The sequence below is a fragment of the Bacillus sp. COPE52 genome (assembly GCF_003355115.1).
GTDB lineage: Bacteria > Bacillota > Bacilli > Bacillales > Bacillaceae_G > Bacillus_A > Bacillus_A toyonensis.
In genome coordinates this window covers 5,235,682-5,251,559 of record NZ_CP031292.1, presented here as the reverse complement: position 1 = coordinate 5,251,559, position 15,878 = coordinate 5,235,682, and the positions used below count along the sequence as shown (strand labels likewise).

The window sequence follows — 15,878 nt, the reverse complement described above, 5'->3', positions numbered from 1 at the left end:
GACAGTATGGAAAATGTTTTAAAAAATGATTGGGGGCCGTTATTGGCACCAGAATTTGAGAAAGAATATTATCGCGAATTGGCTAATTTTTTGAAAGAAGAATACAGTACACATGTTGTTTATCCAAAGATAGAAGATATTTTTAATGCTCTAGAGTATACAAGTTATGAAAATACAAAGGTCGTTATTTTAGGACAAGATCCATACCATGGACCGGATCAAGCGCATGGTTTAAGCTTTTCTGTGCAACCCGGTATTAAAACGCCACCGTCGTTGTTAAATATGTATAAAGAACTTCGAGATGAATATGGGTATGGCATTCCAAATAACGGTTATTTAGTAAAGTGGACAGAGCAAGGAGTTTTATTATTAAATACTGTATTAACAGTTCGGCAAGGTGAAGCAAATTCTCATAAAGGAAAAGGATGGGAGCATTTCACTGATCGTGTAATTGAGCTATTAAATGAACGTGAAAAATCAGTTATTTTCATATTGTGGGGACGCCATGCACAGGCGAAGAAGAAGTTAATTACGAATCCAAATCATCATATTATCGAATCTGTACATCCAAGCCCATTGTCAGCAAGACGTGGTTTCTTTGGAAGTAAGCCGTACTCTAAAGTAAATACGATTTTAGCTAATATGGATGAGAGAGAAATTGATTGGGAAATTCCAAATTTGTAAAGTGAAACTTTAATCAGTGGGGGTTTTGTTCACCCCCTACTGATTATCAGCCTTCACCAATCGGGGTAAATAGAAAAGGTAGTTAACAGTCGTTAACTACCTTTTTATTATCATTGTTGCTCGTTCTTTAATTTTGCATCTAGTACAAAAGTACCAAATGGGATAACTGATGAAACGAATGCCCCAAGTGCCCATAAAATTGATTTACGGTGTACGATTGTTACTTGAATGACTGCAAAGATGAATAGAATAAATAGAACACCATGAGCCATGCCTGTAATTTTAACAGCTGTTGCAAATCCTGCGAAGTATTTCAATGGCATTGCTACAAATAATAGTAATAGGAAAGAAATCCCCTCAACTAGTCCAATTGCTCTTAATCGTCCAATTGGTGTAGATAACATGTAAAGTAGCCTCCTTTAACGTATGCTTGTTTATAGTAAATTTGTATTCTTTTTCAAAATAAAATAGTCTATTTTGTTTCATTATATACAAAAAGAAAGTTTACACTACGAGAATAGTGCAAAGTTCAAAATATAGTCACAAAAGCACGAGAATTTAAATAAAAACCTATTTGAAGTGTTTGACTTCAAATAGGTTTTATGAATGAAAATATTAAACAAGTACTTCTGTTTTTAAAACGAATTTCTCTACAACTTTTGCAACGCCATCGTTCATATTTGTATCTGTTACATAGTTTGCAATTTCTTTAATATCATCTGGTGCATTACCCATTGCAACGCCAAGACCTGCGAATTCAATCATCGCTTGGTCGTTATAGCTGTCGCCCATTGCGATAACTTCTTCGCGTTTAATACCAAGTTTTTGGATGAGTTGGTTTAGGCTTGTTCCTTTTGTAACACCATATTCAGTAAATTCTAAGAAGAATGGTTTTGAACGCATCACGCTTAATTGGCCTTCTAGTTGTTTTTGTAGTTTTGACTCTACATTTTGTAAATGTTCTGGATTTTCTACCATTAGCACTTTTACCACTGGTTGTTGCACAGCTTCTTTAAGGTTATTTACTTCTACAATTGGCATACCAGTAATGTGACCTTCAATTTCTGTATAAGAGTTATTTTCTTCAGTGATAATATCGTCACCAATGTATGTATGAATCCATACATTTTCGTCTTTACTAATATCGTATAGACTGTGAACGATTTCAGGAGATAACGTACTACTGAATAATTCTTCATCTGTATTACAGTTAATAATTTTTGCGCCGTTAAATGACAGAATAAAACTACCGTATGCCTCTAAATGTAATTCGTTTGCGATTGCGCGCATCGCAAACGTTGGGCGCCCAGAAGCAAGTACAACTTTAACGCCGCGCTCCTGTGCAGTCATTAAAGCTTCTTTCGTACGAGGTGAAATAGTATGGTCATCACGTAATAAAGTATCATCTAAATCTAAAACAATCATTTTATAAGTCATATAGAAAATTCCTTTCTTTAATTGAAATCAAAATACATGTTCATGAAGATGTTGAGGAATAATAGTAAGACATCAAACCTCTTTGAAAAGAAGTAGATAAATTATTATGAGTGTGTTGCTCATAATATTGGTTAATAATCATTGGGGATGAATAAACCCCCAATGATTAAAGTTTAATTTTATCGTAACAACTCTAAAGGTAGAGTGCAATAATGGAAGTTTTCCAATTTAAGATATTTGTTTTGCCGTGGAACGAGAAAATAGTATTTCTAGCAAGATTGCCATTACAGATCCAAGAACGAGACCATTACTTAAAAAAGATGCTAGAAATGGTGGAAGTGTGGAATATGCTCCTGCTGGAACAAACATAACTCCGACTCCTGTAAAGATGGAAAGACCGGCTACTTTAAATAATCGTTCTTTATCCTGGACAGTTTCGTATTCTCGAAAGGCGAGGCCAATCATGCTTGCGAATACAGGATAAATAGCGGCATAACCAACTGCAACAGGGATTGCTGCAAAGAATGAAGTGCTCTTTGGGAATATACTAACGGCAATAATAAAGCTTGATCCTAATATAAATGGAAGGCGTTTATAAATATTAGTCGTTGCAATAAATCCTGCTGATCCAGAAATGGCAACAGGTCCAATAGCTGAAAATAGACCGCCTAGCAATTGATTTATTCCCGTTATAATGCCAGCTTGTTTAAATCGATCTGGAGCTGCATCTGTTTCGTACTTAGAAACAACCTTTTGTACAACACGAATACTTGCTAACATATTTGTTAGAAGTAATAGTGTAACGAAAATGACTGTGATTGCCATGTTCCATTCAACGCGAGGCATTCCGAAAACGAATAGAGATGGAAGACGGATTATGTCTGTTACAGGTGTTACAGGATTAGATAATCCGAAGCATGCAAATAAAATCCAGCCGCAGACAATACTGAAGAGAACGGAATATTGTCCAATAATAGGTAGCTTCATAATGAAAAAGGATAGTAAAATAACAATGAGTGAAAGAATAAATACTTTTGGTTGTACTTCTGTATGTTGTCCATCAAGACCAAACATTCCTTTTAAGAAGGAGCCACTGAGTTGCGTGACAAGAAGAAATAAATATGTTCCAATAACTGTCGGTGTAAAGTAGCGAACTAGTTTATCAATGAGTCCAAAAACGCTAAGAATAATGCAAATAATACCGCTTAATAAGAAAGCATATTGAAGAACTTTAAGTGTCTCATTGCTTGATCCAAATAATATGACGCCTAAACTTGCGTAAAGGGAGAAAATTCCCCACCAAAGGCCAGCAGGACCTTCTTGAATAGGAAGTTTATGCCCAAATATAGCTTGCAAGAGACCAGCAAAGCCTAGAACAAATAATGTTCTTTGTACGAATGCGATAGCTTCAGCGCCATCAAGACCATAACTAGTTGCGACACTAATTGGTACAATAAGGCTTCCCGCTAAAATAAATAGTGCCCATTGTAAGGCGGAAAGAAATGTCTTCATTATATCAACCTCTTTCATAGATTCCGTATCTAGTATATACGTATTTTATTTCCACTGGCAAAGATTGTAGATAGAGAAAAGAGTTGAAACACGATATGAATGCACGTAAGCAATTATGGATAGCTGTTGTATGTATGACCTTTGTTGTAATTTTAGGAACACTAGGATTTATGACAATTGAAGAGATTAGTTTGTTTCAAGCATTTTGGATGACGATGATTACTGTATTGACTGTTGGATACGGAGATGCCGTTCCTGTAACGCAAGCAGGGAAAGTATTTGCGCTCCTTATTATTCCTGTTGGTGTTGGTATTGTTACATATGCAATTGGAGTAGTGGCAGCTATAATTATTGAAGGGAATTTATTTCATGCAGTGCGGAGGAAGAAGATGGATAAACAAATAGCACAGTTACAAAATCACATTATAGTATGTGGTTGCGGTAGAGTGGGGCTTCAAGTTGTACATGAATTGCAAGAAAAGAAAATTCCATTTGTTGTTGTCGATAAAGATGAAAGCATATTAGAGAAAGAAAAGCTTTTGTATATACATGGAGATGCGACGGAGGATCAAGTTTTACATCATGCTGGAATTTCAAAAGCGGCTGGTTTAGTTGCTATTGTTGCAAATGATGCTGAAAATGTATTTATTACATTAACGGCAAGAGGATTAAACGATGCAATTAAAATTGTAGCAAGAGCGGAAAAGCCAGAAACCGAAGAAAAATTAAGGCGTGCTGGTGCAAATAAGGTTATTAATCCATCTAGTATGGCAGGAATTCATATTGCAAAAGGTATTGCGAATCCGCTAACAGTTCATTATATTGATACAGTACTGTATGGAATAGAGCAATCATTTGTAATTGAAGAAATTTCAGTCGGAAGCGATTCTATCTTAGTCAATAAATCGTTACTAGAGAGTGATGTGAGAAATCAATTTGATGTAACAATTTTAGCGATTTTGAGAAGTGGGGATATTATACATAATCCGACGGGGCAGGAAAAATTGCAAGAACATGATATGATAATAGTATTTGGTTCAGTAGAGAAGCTGGGGCAATTTGAGAAAGAACTACAAAGTACGAGGTGATAAGGAATGCAAATATCGAGCGATAAGATTTTAAATAAAATGGCGAATGAAATTGCAAAGGCAAAAAGTAGTGAAGGACAAAAATCAAAAGATCATTTATTAGTTGTGCGTGCTTTATGCGATTTACTATTAGATGAACAAGTTGAATCTTCTACGTATAGAGAGCCGCAAATTCAATCGCAAGTAATTAGATCGCAGCCTATAACAACAGTTCAACCAGTCCAACCAGTTATACCGGTTTCTGGAGAACCTGTGTATATAAAAGAAGAAGGTGCAAATGGTAATTCTTTATTTGATTTTTAAGGATTAAATCGTTTGGCTTATATGAAAAAATTGCTTATGATAAAAGTAAAAAAGGGGAATTAAGATGAAAATTTTCTTTTTACTAGGTTGTATTGCAGCGGGGCTATCTGTTGCGTTAGGAGCCTTTGGGGCACATGGTTTAGAAAATAAAATTTCTGCGAAAATGTTAGAAGTTTGGAAAACAGGCGTTACATATCAAATGTTTCATGCAGGTGGACTATTCGTAGTTGCTCTATTGATGGATAAGATTCAATCATCACTTTTAACTACTGCTGGTTGGCTTATGGTAGCTGGGATTATTATGTTCTCAGGTAGTCTTTACGCACTAAGTACGACAGGTATTAAGTTCTTTGGTCCAATTACACCTCTTGGTGGTGTAGCGTTTATTGTGGCGTGGATTTTAGTAGGAACTGCAGTAGTAAAAGGGTTATAAAAAAACAAAAGCTGGCATTTGCCAGCTTTTTTTTTATGGTCTCGGAGCATAAGATGCTTGTTGACTAGGTAAATACGTAATCTCTTCTGGGAATTCTACATAATCTAAGTAGATCATTAATAGTAAAAAACGTTTCCCTGATTGTGGTTCACTAATAACGATATGATCACGTCCGGCCGCTTCGATAATCCCTGTATAAGATTGTGTACCGAGCGAGCTACCACGCTCATAAGTCATTACAACTGTAGCTTGCTTTCCTTTATTTAAGCGAAGAATGTTTTCAATGTATGATTGCTCGAGCGGTAACATCCCTTGAGAAACTGCAAGTTGAGCCTGAGCAGCTTGTTGTTGCATTGCTTGCTGTTGTTGCTGTTGCTGCGCGGTCATTTGTTGCGGTTGTACGTAAGTGCCTGATGGTTGATAAAAACCTGTTCCATAGTACGGGTTTTGTTGCTGTGCCATTCAAAAATCCCTCCTTATTTTCATTCCCTAATATACGCTTGGACAGTCTCCGGCAGATGGCTGGAAGAAGCAGTGCTTTTTAAAGCGACCAGAATTTTGTTGGTCATACCAAGTTGGCGGACAAGGACCTTCAGGTCTAAAAAACCATAAGGCAAAGTTAGCGGGCCAAAAACGTTGTCCTTGAATGGTCCGTCTTGCTAATGCGATATCTTGCTCCCTCGCTCGCTGATAAAAATATCCTTTTTGAGTTGCCTCAAAACCACCAGGATTTTGATAAACCATTTGACGTAAATTACGTATCTTTTTAAAATCTAAACAATTTCCGCGGACACGATTTACCCCAACGTTTCCGACCATTAGCATTCCTTGTTGCCCTTCTCCTTCGGCTTCAGCACGCATCAGTCTAGCTAATAACTTTACATCTTCTTCGTTATAAGCAATAACACCCATTATGTGTCACCTCTCTTTGTGGAATACCTTTTGGAAAGAGGTTTATCCCGCATTAATGGGCAGTAAGACTCCCACCTTAAAATTTGGCTGGAGCAAAGAAGGTGGGTGGGAGATCAAACTGCCCCTAAACGCCTGATTGGTGAAGGCTAATAATCAGTGGGGGATGAACAAAACCCCCACTGATTAAAGTTTCACTTTATCTCTAGATGAAGTGTGGAACAATTACTAGTTCATACGTATGAGGAAAAGGACTCAGATATGACAACCAAACGAAGTTTTACATTGAGAGAGGAAAATAAAAAAGCTAGCGTGTGCTAGCTTTTTATCATTAAAATATTTTGGACCATAAGTTTGAGAAGAAATCACCAACGGAACGCATTGTTAATACGAACCAATTTGCTTTTTCTACTTCTTCTGTCGTTTTTGCAGCAACCTTCATGCTCTTATTTCCATCTAAGAAACCATATTTATCAGTTGATTCTAAAACGATGGAACCCACCTTTGTATCTTTCTTAATAGGAGCACTTAAATGTCCATCTTCAGCGAGTGACTTATCTGCTTCAGTAGAAATTTTGTAAGGTGATTTGTCACCCTTTTTCGCAATTACTGTTATTTCTTTTTCAGGTGCAACAGTTACTTGATCTGCTTTCCCTTTTACTACAGAGATTGTATTATTTTTATCAATTTTCAGCTTTTGTTTTTCGAAGCTATTAAATCCATATTCAATTAATGCACGAGATTCTGTGAAACGCTCGTCCATTGATTTTGTCTTAATAATAACGGAAATAAGACGTAGATCACCACGTTTTGCTGTAATAGTGAATCCATATCCAGCCGTATCAGAACTTCCTGTTTTCAAACCATCTGATCCTTCATAAGCGAAAGCAGCACCTGGTAGCATCCAGTTCCAGTTTTCCATACGAATTGGCTTCGGATGATTATCCGGGAAGTTTCTAAATCTTTGTTTTGTATCCTTTAGCATTTCTGGATACTTTGTAATTATTATTTTTGAAAGAATACCCATATCGCGAGCTGACATGGAGTTTTCTCCATTCGGATCAGTTCCTTCAGGGTGTTTTCCTTTTAAATCAGCGTTATTTAACCCAGTAGCGTTTACAAATTTATATTTCTTTAACCCTAGTTTTTTTGCATGGTCATTTGCAAGATTTAAGAAGTTTTTTTCGCTTCCTGCAAGAAGTTCTGCTAAAGCAATACTAGATCCATTCGCAGAGAAGATAACGATAGAATGATATAATTCTTTTACAGTATATTGACGTCCTTTTTCAAATGGTACGTTAGAGAATTCGTTATTACGAGAGACTTCATAAGCATAATCAGAAATATTTACTTTTGTATCCCAAGTAATTTTCCCTTCTTTAATTGCCTCTAAAACAGCATAAACAACAATTAATTTTGACATACTAGCGATAGCTAGTAATTCATCTGGATTTTGCTCATGCAGTATTTTTCCTGTATCTGCATCAAATAGAAGTGCAGCGGCTGCCTCAATATGTATTTTTTCTTCCGCATGGGATGTTGTTACTACTAAGGGAGAAATTGACAATAAAAGCAATAGTAAAATAGACAAGATTTTCTTCATATAGATTATCACCTTCGCATCGGTATTTAGCATATAGCTCGTATCATTTTAGCATAAATTTATATATAAAAAGGTTACAATTTTACAATAAATTTGAAAATAATTTGTCGATTTTTGTTCAAATTTGCGGAGAAAAGAAGTTTTTTGAGGAGAAATATAGAGGATAATAAAAAAGGAACGAAATTCGTTCCTTTTTCACTATTTATATGTGTAAAAATTTCTCTACTTTTTCGTTCGGTAAAATGTTTCCTACGAAAAATGTTCCGAATTCACCGTAACGAGCACTTACTTCATCGAAGCGCATTTCATATATAAGTTTCTTAAATTGAAGAACATCATCAGCGAATAATGTTACGCCCCACTCGAAATCGTCGAATCCGACTGATCCTGAAATAACTTGGCGTACTTTACCTGCGTACTGTCGGCCAATTTTACTATGACTGTACATCATTTTTTTACGTTCTTCCATAGGAAGCATGTACCAGTTGTCATCACCTTGGCGACGCTTGTCCATTGGATAGAAGCAAATATGATTTGCTTTTGGTAATTCAGGATATAAGCGAGCTAAAATTTGTGGGTTTTGGTATGGATCTTCATCAGCTGGAAGATAGTTGCTTAGTTCAACAACAGATACGTAAGAATATGCAGGAACCATATATTCAGCTAATGTTGTTTTATTTAGTTCTGTTTCAATTTCATTTAATTCTTCCATTGTTGGACGTAAAATCATAAGCATAATATCAGCCTTTTGACCAACAACTGTATACATTGCGTGACTACCTTTTTTTGCAGTAGCTACTTCGTTCCATTTTTCAACGACATTTAAAAATTCAGACACAGCTTGTCCGCGTTCGTCGCTAGATAATGTTTTCCATGCAGCCCAATCAATAGAACGTAAATCATGTAGACAATACCAGCCATCTAACGTTGTTGTTGCTTCACTCATTCTATTCACCTCAGTTAATGATAGTTTTACACGTTAACTATAGCATATATAGTTTTAAAATCATCTATATAAAGTTTCGGCATATAAAATTGTCACATTTATATTTATTAGAAAACGGGAGAAAATAAGGCTTAAGTAGGACATATTTTTAGGCTGAATTTTATGAAAATATAATCATTTTCATTTTATCTATTTTTTGGGAGCTATAAGTTTAAAATATAGAGGAAAAGCAGTATTCTTAAAGATAGAGTTTTTTTAACATATGTAGGAGGGTTTATTCGTGAGCAACTTATTTACAACAGTAAAAGAAAAAGTTCAAGGAAAAGGCATTTCTATCGTACTTCCTGAAGGAACTGATGAAAGAATTTTAGGCGCTGCAGAGCGTTTAGCAAAAGAAGAGTTAGTAAAACCAATTTTAGTTGGTAATAAAGAAGAAATTAGCGCAAAAGCTGCTAGCATGAATTTAACATTAGCAGGCGTTGATATTTATGACCCAGCTACATACGAAGAAATGGATGCAATGGTAGCATCTTTCGTTGAACGCCGTAAAGGTAAAGCAACTGAAGAAGACGCTCGTAAAATCCTTAAAGACGAAAACTACTTCGGTACAATGCTTGTATACATGGGCAAAGCACACGGTTTAGTAAGTGGTGCAGCTCACTCTACAGCTGATACAGTTCGTCCAGCACTTCAAATTATTAAAACAAAACCAGGCGTTACAAAAACTTCTGGCGTATTCATCATGGTACGCGAAGAAGAGAAATATGTATTCGCTGATTGCGCAATTAACATTGCACCAAACAGTCAAGATTTAGCTGAAATTGGTATTGAAAGTGCGAAAACTGCTGAACTATTTGGCATTGACCCACGAGTTGCTATGTTAAGCTTCTCTACAAAAGGTTCTGCAAAATCTCCAGAAACAGAAAAAGTTGTAGAAGCAACTCGCATTGCAAAAGAAATGGCTCCAGAATTAACTTTAGATGGAGAATTCCAATTCGATGCTGCATTCGTACCATCTGTAGCTGAGAAAAAAGCTCCAGGTTCTACAATTAAAGGTGATGCTAACGTATTCGTATTCCCAAGCTTAGAAGCTGGTAATATTGGCTACAAAATCGCTCAACGCTTAGGTAACTTCGAAGCAGTAGGACCGATCTTACAAGGTTTAAACATGCCTGTAAATGATCTATCTCGTGGATGTAACGAAGAAGAAGTGTACAAGTTAGCTTTAATTACAGCAGCTCAAGCACTTTAATTCTATAATGAATTGCTATGAAAAACGACCACCCTTAGGGTGGTCGTTTTTATTTTTCTAAGCCAAGTGCTTTATTATTACGATCAATAATACGCTGTAAACTCGTCTCATATAAAGGAACTTCATCTACTGTTAATTGAGATGGTGTTAACTTTGGAGCGAATTGCTGTAATGTTTTTAAAAGACGCATCATTAAATCTTGTACTGTAATTGTTTCACCAAGTAATTCTGAGAGTGAGGCCATTGTACTCGGTACAATTTCAGGATACGTGAAGCGTGTTTCTTCTCCTTGAATTGCTACATTGTAAAAGTCGCGAACAAGCGCAGCGCGTTCCGATCCGCTTCCTGTAGCACATAAGTAAATTTGTACAGCAACCCCACCGCGAATACGGCGCTGAGAAATACCTGCGAATTTTTGGTCGCGAATACTTAAATCATAGCTACCAGGACAATAAGAACCAACAATTTCTTTTGCCTCGATTGTAACGTCGTAATCTTTTAACATTTCCTTAATTAAATGCCACATTGTATCGTATCCCAGATCAATATCGATACCTTTTTCTGTTTCTTGGAATAAAAGTGATACGTTTAACACACCTTCATCAAGTACGACCGCAAGTCCACCGGAATTACGAACGATAACATTGAAGTTGTTTTCTTTTAAAAAGGAAATACCTTCTTCTAAGTGTGGTAGGCGTGAATCTTGAATGCCGAGAACGATTGTATTGTGATGAACCCAAGAACGCATTGTTGCAGCGGATGCGCCATTCCCAATACTTGTGCATAATGTGTCATCCATTGCGAATGATTGCAAGGCATGGAATGTCGGTCCTAAACTAGACTGATCTACAATACGCCACTCTGGCTGAGATAAAATTGAACGGGAATTGCTCATATAACTAACCCCTTATCTTTAAAATGACAATCTCTATTATAGCAAAAAATGATGAAAGGAGTTTTCCCATATATAAAGAGAGATTTTAAAGTAAAAGAAGCATGTGTGCTTGAAGTGAAATAATAAAAAGGATGCATTGCATGCATCCTTTTTATTCTGCAATTTTTTCTAAATTACCGTTTCGATCCATTCGGAAAGAAGTTTGTGAACGTTCCTCATCATCCATTACTGCTAATTTACGAGCGCGGTTCATAATATTCATAAGTGTTTCGTAATCCTCTTGTACAGTATGAGATTGTTGTTCTAATTTTTCTAGTTTCTTTTCTAGTTCTTCATTTCGCAAGATTTGTGATTTAATTTCTTGTTTCAATCTCGTATTCTCGTTTTCAAGACCGGTTAATTTTATATTTGAAGATCCAACGGTTTGTAAAAAGTAAATAACATCTTGCATTGTGATAGAGCTTTTTACAGCAGGGATAGTAGGCTCTTGATATAGACTAGCTTCTTTATACTGTACAGTTGTTTCCTCTTGTACTAGTTCTTCATAATCAGCTATCGCTCCTGAAGCTGGTGGTGTATAAAGTAAACGTTTTTTCGCTTGTTCACCGCTCGCAGCACGCATTTTATCTTTACGATGTTTTTTTGCTAGTTGAAGAGCCTGCTCATAACTATAGCGAACAACGGCATTCCAGCGGAAACCACAAGCAGCGGATGTGCGATTTAACTGATCTCCTACCTCCTCAAATGCATTTAATTGCGTACTTCCTTCTCTAACATGGCGAAGTACCGTTTCAGCAAGTAATAAATCATCCTCGTCTGTCCAAGCATCTTGTCTTACTTTCATAGATTCAACTCCCTTTCTTTTTATGAACTTCCTATTTTTATAATGGGCAAAAAAATGTGCTTTTATACAAAGCTTTTAAAAATATGGTAGATTTCGATGAAAGGAATAAAGTGAAACTTTAATCAGTGAAAGTTTTTTCCGTCTCCCGCTGATTATTAGGGGTTTTTACGGGCAGTGGATTTTCTACCTAACTCTCTCACATTCGCCGAATTTTAAGGCGGAAGTCTTACTGCCCGCAAACAGCGGGATAAATTTTGCCAAGAATGATGGAAGCTTCTGTAGGAGAGCATAAAAATATGTAGCTTTATATGAAGGAAAGAGCGTCGCAAGGAAACTTGCAACGAGCTTAAAAGAGCGGTAAAATACCATTTAGTGTTTATTTTTAAATGTACTTGAGAAAAGTTTAAAATAGAGGAAGTGTTATATAATGGGAAACGAATTTCGTGTGTGCGATGATTGTCAGGCAACGAACGTTAAAACGTTAATTCCGAAGTTAAAAAAAGTAGATTCATGTGCAACGATTGAAGTTGCATGCCAGTCTTACTGTGGTCCTGGTCGTAAAAAATCATTCGCATTTGTAAATAATCGTCCAGTTGCAGCTCCAACAGAAGATGAATTAATTGTAAAAATTGAAGCAAAGTTAAATAAGTAAGAAAAAGAAGAGTGAACAGATTACTCTTCTTTTTTTATACCCATAAGAGGAATGAGTTATTCTACGGAAGCTTAATTGGTTATTACTGATAGTCAGTGACAGATGAACATCAACTGTTCATTACATTGTCAATTTATATGAATTTGTATTTCAAAATAATGGTTGACAGCCTTTTGAAGCGGTGGGTAGAATAGAAAGTGTCTGATTCTGATAATCATTATCAAGAATAAGCCAATTCACCTAATTTTTTTATTACTATTTGAGAATAAATTTCATTTTATTAAATATATGTTTTTGGTTAGGATGGTTGAGGGATGAAAGCGAGCGCAAGGAGTATAGAACAACAAGAAGAGAGTGTTAAAGAGATTAAGAGCAGGCCGCTCATCGCTTCTATCATTTTAGTAGCGGGTACAATTTTATTAGCTTTAAGCATGGCAGTTTCTATTTCGTTTGGCGCGGCAGATATTAGTTTAAAGACCGTATGGCAAGCTGTGTTTCAGTTTGATGGTTCTATTACGCATCATAACGTAATTCAAGAACTTCGCATGCCTAGAGCAATAGGGGGCGTAGTTGCAGGTGCCTTTTTAGCGGTATCAGGAGCAATTATGCAAGGTATGACGCGAAATCCACTTGCATCACCATCGTTAATGGGGATTACAGATGGCGCTGTATTCGGGATTGCAATTATGTATGCATTCTTCCCTAATTCACCTTATTTAATGTTTGTTATCGCATCTTTTATTGGAGCTGCGTTTGGCGCAAGTATTGTATATGGAATTGGGTCTTCTTCACCAGGTGGATTAACACCTGTGAAATTAGCTTTAGCAGGTGCAGCAATTAGTGCTTTATTAGGGGCAATTTCATCTGGAATTGCGCTGTATTTCAATCTTGCCCAAGAGGTGAGTATGTGGAATGCAGGCGGAGTTGCTGGAGTGAAATGGCAAAGTATTAATATGTTAGTGCCAATTGGTCTAGTTTGTCTCTTTATTGCAATTATGATGTCGAGGTATATTACAATTTTGAGCTTCGGTGAAGAAATTGCGATTGGACTTGGTCAAAATACGACATTAATTAAATTTATCGGAACAGTACTTGTTCTTGTGTTAACAGGTTCTGCAGTTTCTATGGCAGGGTCAGTTGGGTTTGTTGGTCTTGTAATTCCACATATGACTCGTTTCCTAGTAGGCTCAGACTATAGATGGGTTATTCCATGTTCTGCAGTCTTAGGTGGATTGTTAATTGAGTGTGCAGATATGTTATCTCGCGTTATTAATCCACCATTTGAAACACCAATTGGAGCAATTACAGCGCTAATTGGGGTTCCATTCTTCCTCTACTTAGCACGTAACGAAGGGAGAGGAAAAATGTGAGGACGAGTATTTTAACAAAAAAGAACGTTTCTGTTTTAACAGTTTTAGTAGGATTAATCATTTCTATATTTCTTATTAGTTTAAATACAGGAACTTTTAAAATACCACCAATGGATGTATTAAAGTCATTGGTTGGACTCGGGGCTGAAGATCAGTCAGTTATTTTATTTGAATTTCGTATGCCGCGTATGGTTATCGCTATATTAGTAGGATCTGCGTTAGCCATGTCAGGTGCAATTCTGCAAGGGCTATCAAGAAATCCACTTGCTGATCCAGGTATTATAGGTATTAACGCTGGAGCGGGATTAACGGTTGTTATATTCGTCTACTTTTTCTTTGGAAAAGTTGGGACGGGTACATTTTTATCTGTATTTATCCTTCCATTTTTCGCCCTAGTTGGTGCGATATTAGCGGCAGTTATTATTTACTTATTAGCATGGAAAGACGGCGTTTCATCGACTCGATTAATACTTGTTGGTATTGCTGTTGCGGCTGGATTTGGTGCTGTTAGTTTAATTTTCTCTATGAAGATGACATCTAACGATTTTCGTTTTGCTACGATTTGGTTAGCAGGAAGTCTCTGGGGTACAGATTGGAAATTCGTATTAAGTGTACTTCCATGGATGGTTATTTTCTTACCGCTTGCTATTAGTAAAGCACACATATTAAATGTAATGAATTTAGGCGACTCTACAGCTGTTGGCCTTGGTGTAAACGTAGAAAAAGAAAGACGTAAATTATTATTTATTGCAGTTTGTTTAGCTGGTGCATCTGTTGCGGTGGCGGGCGGAATAGGTTTTATCGGTTTAATGGCTCCTCATTTAGCGAGACGCCTTGTTGGTGGTAAACATCAAATCATGTTACCAACTGCAGCATTAATAGGAACGTTCTTGCTTTTATTTGCAGATGTAATTTCAAGAAGTGTGTTGCCAACTTCAGAAATACCGGTCGGTCTTGTTATTTCTGTAATTGGTGCACCATATTTCATATATTTACTTATGAGGACAAAATAAAGGGAGGCTTTTTGTATGGCAACTTTAGCAGTTGATTCGGTATCTGTTGGCTATAATGAAGGATTAATTATTGATGGATTAACAGTTGAAATTCCGGAAGGAAAAATTACAACGATTATTGGACCAAATGGTTGTGGGAAATCCACATTATTAAAAACGGCTTCTCGTATTTTGAAGGCGAAAAAAGGTACTGTTTATCTTGATGGAAAAGCAATTGAGAAACAGCCAACGAAAGAAATCGCAAAGAAAATGGCGATCTTACCACAAACTGCAGAAGTGCCAACAGGCCTTACTGTGTTTGAACTTGTTTCATATGGACGTTTTCCTCATCAAAAAGGATTTGGAACATTGAAAGAAGAAGACTATCGCTACATTCATTGGGCACTTGAAGTGACGGGAATGACAGAGTTCGCAAATCGTTCAGCAGAAGCCTTATCAGGTGGTCAACGTCAAAGGGTATGGATTGCGATGGCTCTTGCACAAGGAACAGATTTACTTGTATTAGATGAACCAACGACATATTTAGATATGGCACATCAACTTGAAGTATTAAACTTACTGAAGAAATTGAACCAAGAAGAAGGTAGGACAATTGTGATGGTTATTCACGATTTAAATCATGCTTCTCGTTTCTCTGATCATATGATTGCATTAAAAGCAGGTAAGTTAATGAAACAAGGAACGCCAGATGAGGTTATGACAAGTGAAACACTTCGTAACGTGTTTGAGATTGAAGCGCAAATCGTTCCATGTCCAGTAAACTGTAAACCGATTTGTTTAACATATGATTTAGCGATGATTAGTAATCAATTGCGTAAAAAAGCATAAGTAGAACCCCCTCGTAAAGAGGGGGACTTCTAATGGACGTTGAGCTTCTTACTTATAAATGGGAAGTTGAACGCCCGTTAGAATGGGTCATTAACAACGGTTAATAAAT

18 protein-coding genes are annotated in these 15,878 nt (G+C 36.6%); 9 read left to right on the top strand and 9 right to left on the bottom strand.

Annotated features, from left to right (window positions below; all coding sequences use genetic code 11):
* The first annotated feature begins 6 nt into the window (after window positions 1-6).
* Window positions 7-684 (top strand): uracil-DNA glycosylase, encoded by a 678-nt coding sequence (locus tag DPQ31_RS26655; protein ID WP_208731240.1) that lies wholly within the window; start codon window positions 7-9, stop codon window positions 682-684.
* A 110-nt stretch (window positions 685-794) separates the two neighbouring features.
* On the opposite strand, the gene DPQ31_RS26650 is transcribed toward DPQ31_RS26655, so the two are convergent.
* From DPQ31_RS26650 to DPQ31_RS26640, 3 genes are all read right to left on the bottom strand, one after another.
* Window positions 795-1,088 (bottom strand): DUF3817 domain-containing protein, encoded by a 294-nt coding sequence (locus tag DPQ31_RS26650; protein WP_000953396.1) that lies wholly within the window; start codon window positions 1,086-1,088, stop codon window positions 795-797.
* Between the two features lie 211 nt (window positions 1,089-1,299).
* A complete protein-coding gene (locus DPQ31_RS26645) occupies window positions 1,300-2,121 on the bottom strand; it encodes a Cof-type HAD-IIB family hydrolase (protein WP_000221402.1) in 822 nt (273 codons plus the stop codon).
* A gap of 228 nt (window positions 2,122-2,349) precedes the next feature.
* Entirely contained in the window at window positions 2,350-3,633 is a 1,284-nt protein-coding gene (locus DPQ31_RS26640) for a purine/pyrimidine permease (RefSeq protein ID WP_142345842.1), read from the bottom strand.
* Window positions 3,634-3,728: 95 nt separating this feature from the next.
* Between DPQ31_RS26640 and DPQ31_RS26635 the strand changes: the two genes are divergently transcribed.
* The 3 genes from DPQ31_RS26635 to DPQ31_RS26625 all read left to right on the top strand — a co-directional run bounded on the left by DPQ31_RS26635 (window position 3,729) and on the right by DPQ31_RS26625 (window position 5,457).
* Entirely contained in the window at window positions 3,729-4,721 is a 993-nt protein-coding gene (locus DPQ31_RS26635) for a potassium channel family protein (RefSeq protein WP_142345841.1), read from the top strand.
* A gap of 6 nt (window positions 4,722-4,727) precedes the next feature.
* Window positions 4,728-5,024: a YwdI family protein gene (locus DPQ31_RS26630; RefSeq protein ID WP_001167342.1), complete on the top strand. Its 297-nt coding sequence runs from the start codon at window positions 4,728-4,730 to the stop codon at window positions 5,022-5,024.
* A gap of 64 nt (window positions 5,025-5,088) precedes the next feature.
* Window positions 5,089-5,457 (top strand): DUF423 domain-containing protein, encoded by a 369-nt coding sequence (locus DPQ31_RS26625; protein ID WP_000688311.1) that lies wholly within the window; start codon window positions 5,089-5,091, stop codon window positions 5,455-5,457.
* A gap of 33 nt (window positions 5,458-5,490) precedes the next feature.
* Here the strand turns inward: DPQ31_RS26625 and gerQ are convergent, their stop codons facing one another.
* From gerQ to hemQ, 4 genes are all read right to left on the bottom strand, one after another.
* Complete coding sequence (gene gerQ / locus DPQ31_RS26620) at window positions 5,491-5,919, bottom strand: spore coat protein GerQ (RefSeq protein WP_097954076.1); 429 nt, start codon at window positions 5,917-5,919, stop codon at window positions 5,491-5,493.
* Window positions 5,920-5,946: 27 nt separating this feature from the next.
* The gene (cwlJ, locus tag DPQ31_RS26615; protein ID WP_000538157.1) at window positions 5,947-6,369 is read right to left on the bottom strand and encodes a cell wall hydrolase CwlJ; all 423 of its coding nucleotides are present in this window, start codon (window positions 6,367-6,369) and stop codon (window positions 5,947-5,949) included.
* A 328-nt stretch (window positions 6,370-6,697) separates the two neighbouring features.
* Window positions 6,698-7,969: a serine hydrolase gene (locus DPQ31_RS26610; protein ID WP_208731239.1), complete on the bottom strand. Its 1,272-nt coding sequence runs from the start codon at window positions 7,967-7,969 to the stop codon at window positions 6,698-6,700.
* A 202-nt stretch (window positions 7,970-8,171) separates the two neighbouring features.
* Window positions 8,172-8,915, bottom strand: coding sequence for a hydrogen peroxide-dependent heme synthase (gene hemQ, locus DPQ31_RS26605; protein WP_001287596.1), 744 nt, complete (start codon window positions 8,913-8,915; stop codon window positions 8,172-8,174).
* Window positions 8,916-9,195: 280 nt separating this feature from the next.
* Between hemQ and pta the strand changes: the two genes are divergently transcribed.
* Entirely contained in the window at window positions 9,196-10,167 is a 972-nt protein-coding gene (gene pta, locus DPQ31_RS26600) for a phosphate acetyltransferase (RefSeq protein ID WP_000067215.1), read from the top strand.
* 49 nt (window positions 10,168-10,216) lie between these two features.
* Here pta and DPQ31_RS26595 read toward each other — a convergent pair whose 3' ends face one another.
* Window positions 10,217-11,062, bottom strand: a complete 846-nt coding sequence (locus DPQ31_RS26595; protein ID WP_097958183.1) for an octanoyl-[GcvH]:protein N-octanoyltransferase — start codon at window positions 11,060-11,062, stop codon at window positions 10,217-10,219.
* 151 nt (window positions 11,063-11,213) lie between these two features.
* Window positions 11,214-11,906: an RsfA family transcriptional regulator gene (locus DPQ31_RS26590; RefSeq protein ID WP_097958185.1), complete on the bottom strand. Its 693-nt coding sequence runs from the start codon at window positions 11,904-11,906 to the stop codon at window positions 11,214-11,216.
* Window positions 11,907-12,333: 427 nt separating this feature from the next.
* Here DPQ31_RS26590 and DPQ31_RS26585 point away from each other — a divergent pair, with 427 nt between their 5' ends.
* From DPQ31_RS26585 to DPQ31_RS26570, 4 genes are all read left to right on the top strand, one after another.
* Entirely contained in the window at window positions 12,334-12,558 is a 225-nt protein-coding gene (locus DPQ31_RS26585) for a YuzB family protein (protein ID WP_000526075.1), read from the top strand.
* Window positions 12,559-12,872: 314 nt separating this feature from the next.
* Window positions 12,873-13,928, top strand: coding sequence for a FecCD family ABC transporter permease (locus DPQ31_RS26580; protein WP_208731238.1), 1,056 nt, complete (start codon window positions 12,873-12,875; stop codon window positions 13,926-13,928).
* Window positions 13,925-14,941: a FecCD family ABC transporter permease gene (locus DPQ31_RS26575; RefSeq protein ID WP_087950815.1), complete on the top strand. Its 1,017-nt coding sequence runs from the start codon at window positions 13,925-13,927 to the stop codon at window positions 14,939-14,941. Before DPQ31_RS26580 ends, DPQ31_RS26575 begins: the two co-directional genes overlap by 4 nt.
* 15 nt (window positions 14,942-14,956) lie before the next feature.
* Complete coding sequence (locus DPQ31_RS26570) at window positions 14,957-15,769, top strand: ABC transporter ATP-binding protein (protein ID WP_000212075.1); 813 nt, start codon at window positions 14,957-14,959, stop codon at window positions 15,767-15,769.
* The last annotated feature ends 109 nt before the right edge of the window (window positions 15,770-15,878 follow it).

What these genes read in the sequence shown, in the direction of transcription:
- DPQ31_RS26655 (WP_208731240.1), top strand. Translation starts at nt 7, where the DNA reads ATGGAAAATGTTTTAAAAAATGATTGGGGGCCGTTATTGGCACCAGAA.
- cwlJ (WP_000538157.1), bottom strand. Translation starts at nt 6,369, where the DNA reads ATGGGTGTTATTGCTTATAACGAAGAAGATGTAAAGTTATTAGCTAGA.
- DPQ31_RS26570 (WP_000212075.1), top strand. Translation starts at nt 14,957, where the DNA reads ATGGCAACTTTAGCAGTTGATTCGGTATCTGTTGGCTATAATGAAGGA.
- DPQ31_RS26580 (WP_208731238.1), top strand. Translation starts at nt 12,873, where the DNA reads ATGAAAGCGAGCGCAAGGAGTATAGAACAACAAGAAGAGAGTGTTAAA.
- DPQ31_RS26635 (WP_142345841.1), top strand. Translation starts at nt 3,729, where the DNA reads ATGAATGCACGTAAGCAATTATGGATAGCTGTTGTATGTATGACCTTT.
- DPQ31_RS26625 (WP_000688311.1), top strand. Translation starts at nt 5,089, where the DNA reads ATGAAAATTTTCTTTTTACTAGGTTGTATTGCAGCGGGGCTATCTGTT.
- DPQ31_RS26640 (WP_142345842.1), bottom strand. Translation starts at nt 3,633, where the DNA reads ATGAAGACATTTCTTTCCGCCTTACAATGGGCACTATTTATTTTAGCG.
- DPQ31_RS26595 (WP_097958183.1), bottom strand. Translation starts at nt 11,062, where the DNA reads ATGAGCAATTCCCGTTCAATTTTATCTCAGCCAGAGTGGCGTATTGTA.
- DPQ31_RS26650 (WP_000953396.1), bottom strand. Translation starts at nt 1,088, where the DNA reads ATGTTATCTACACCAATTGGACGATTAAGAGCAATTGGACTAGTTGAG.
- DPQ31_RS26585 (WP_000526075.1), top strand. Translation starts at nt 12,334, where the DNA reads ATGGGAAACGAATTTCGTGTGTGCGATGATTGTCAGGCAACGAACGTT.
- DPQ31_RS26645 (WP_000221402.1), bottom strand. Translation starts at nt 2,121, where the DNA reads ATGACTTATAAAATGATTGTTTTAGATTTAGATGATACTTTATTACGT.
- hemQ (WP_001287596.1), bottom strand. Translation starts at nt 8,915, where the DNA reads ATGAGTGAAGCAACAACAACGTTAGATGGCTGGTATTGTCTACATGAT.
- gerQ (WP_097954076.1), bottom strand. Translation starts at nt 5,919, where the DNA reads ATGGCACAGCAACAAAACCCGTACTATGGAACAGGTTTTTATCAACCA.
- DPQ31_RS26630 (WP_001167342.1), top strand. Translation starts at nt 4,728, where the DNA reads ATGCAAATATCGAGCGATAAGATTTTAAATAAAATGGCGAATGAAATT.
- DPQ31_RS26590 (WP_097958185.1), bottom strand. Translation starts at nt 11,906, where the DNA reads ATGAAAGTAAGACAAGATGCTTGGACAGACGAGGATGATTTATTACTT.
- DPQ31_RS26610 (WP_208731239.1), bottom strand. Translation starts at nt 7,969, where the DNA reads ATGAAGAAAATCTTGTCTATTTTACTATTGCTTTTATTGTCAATTTCT.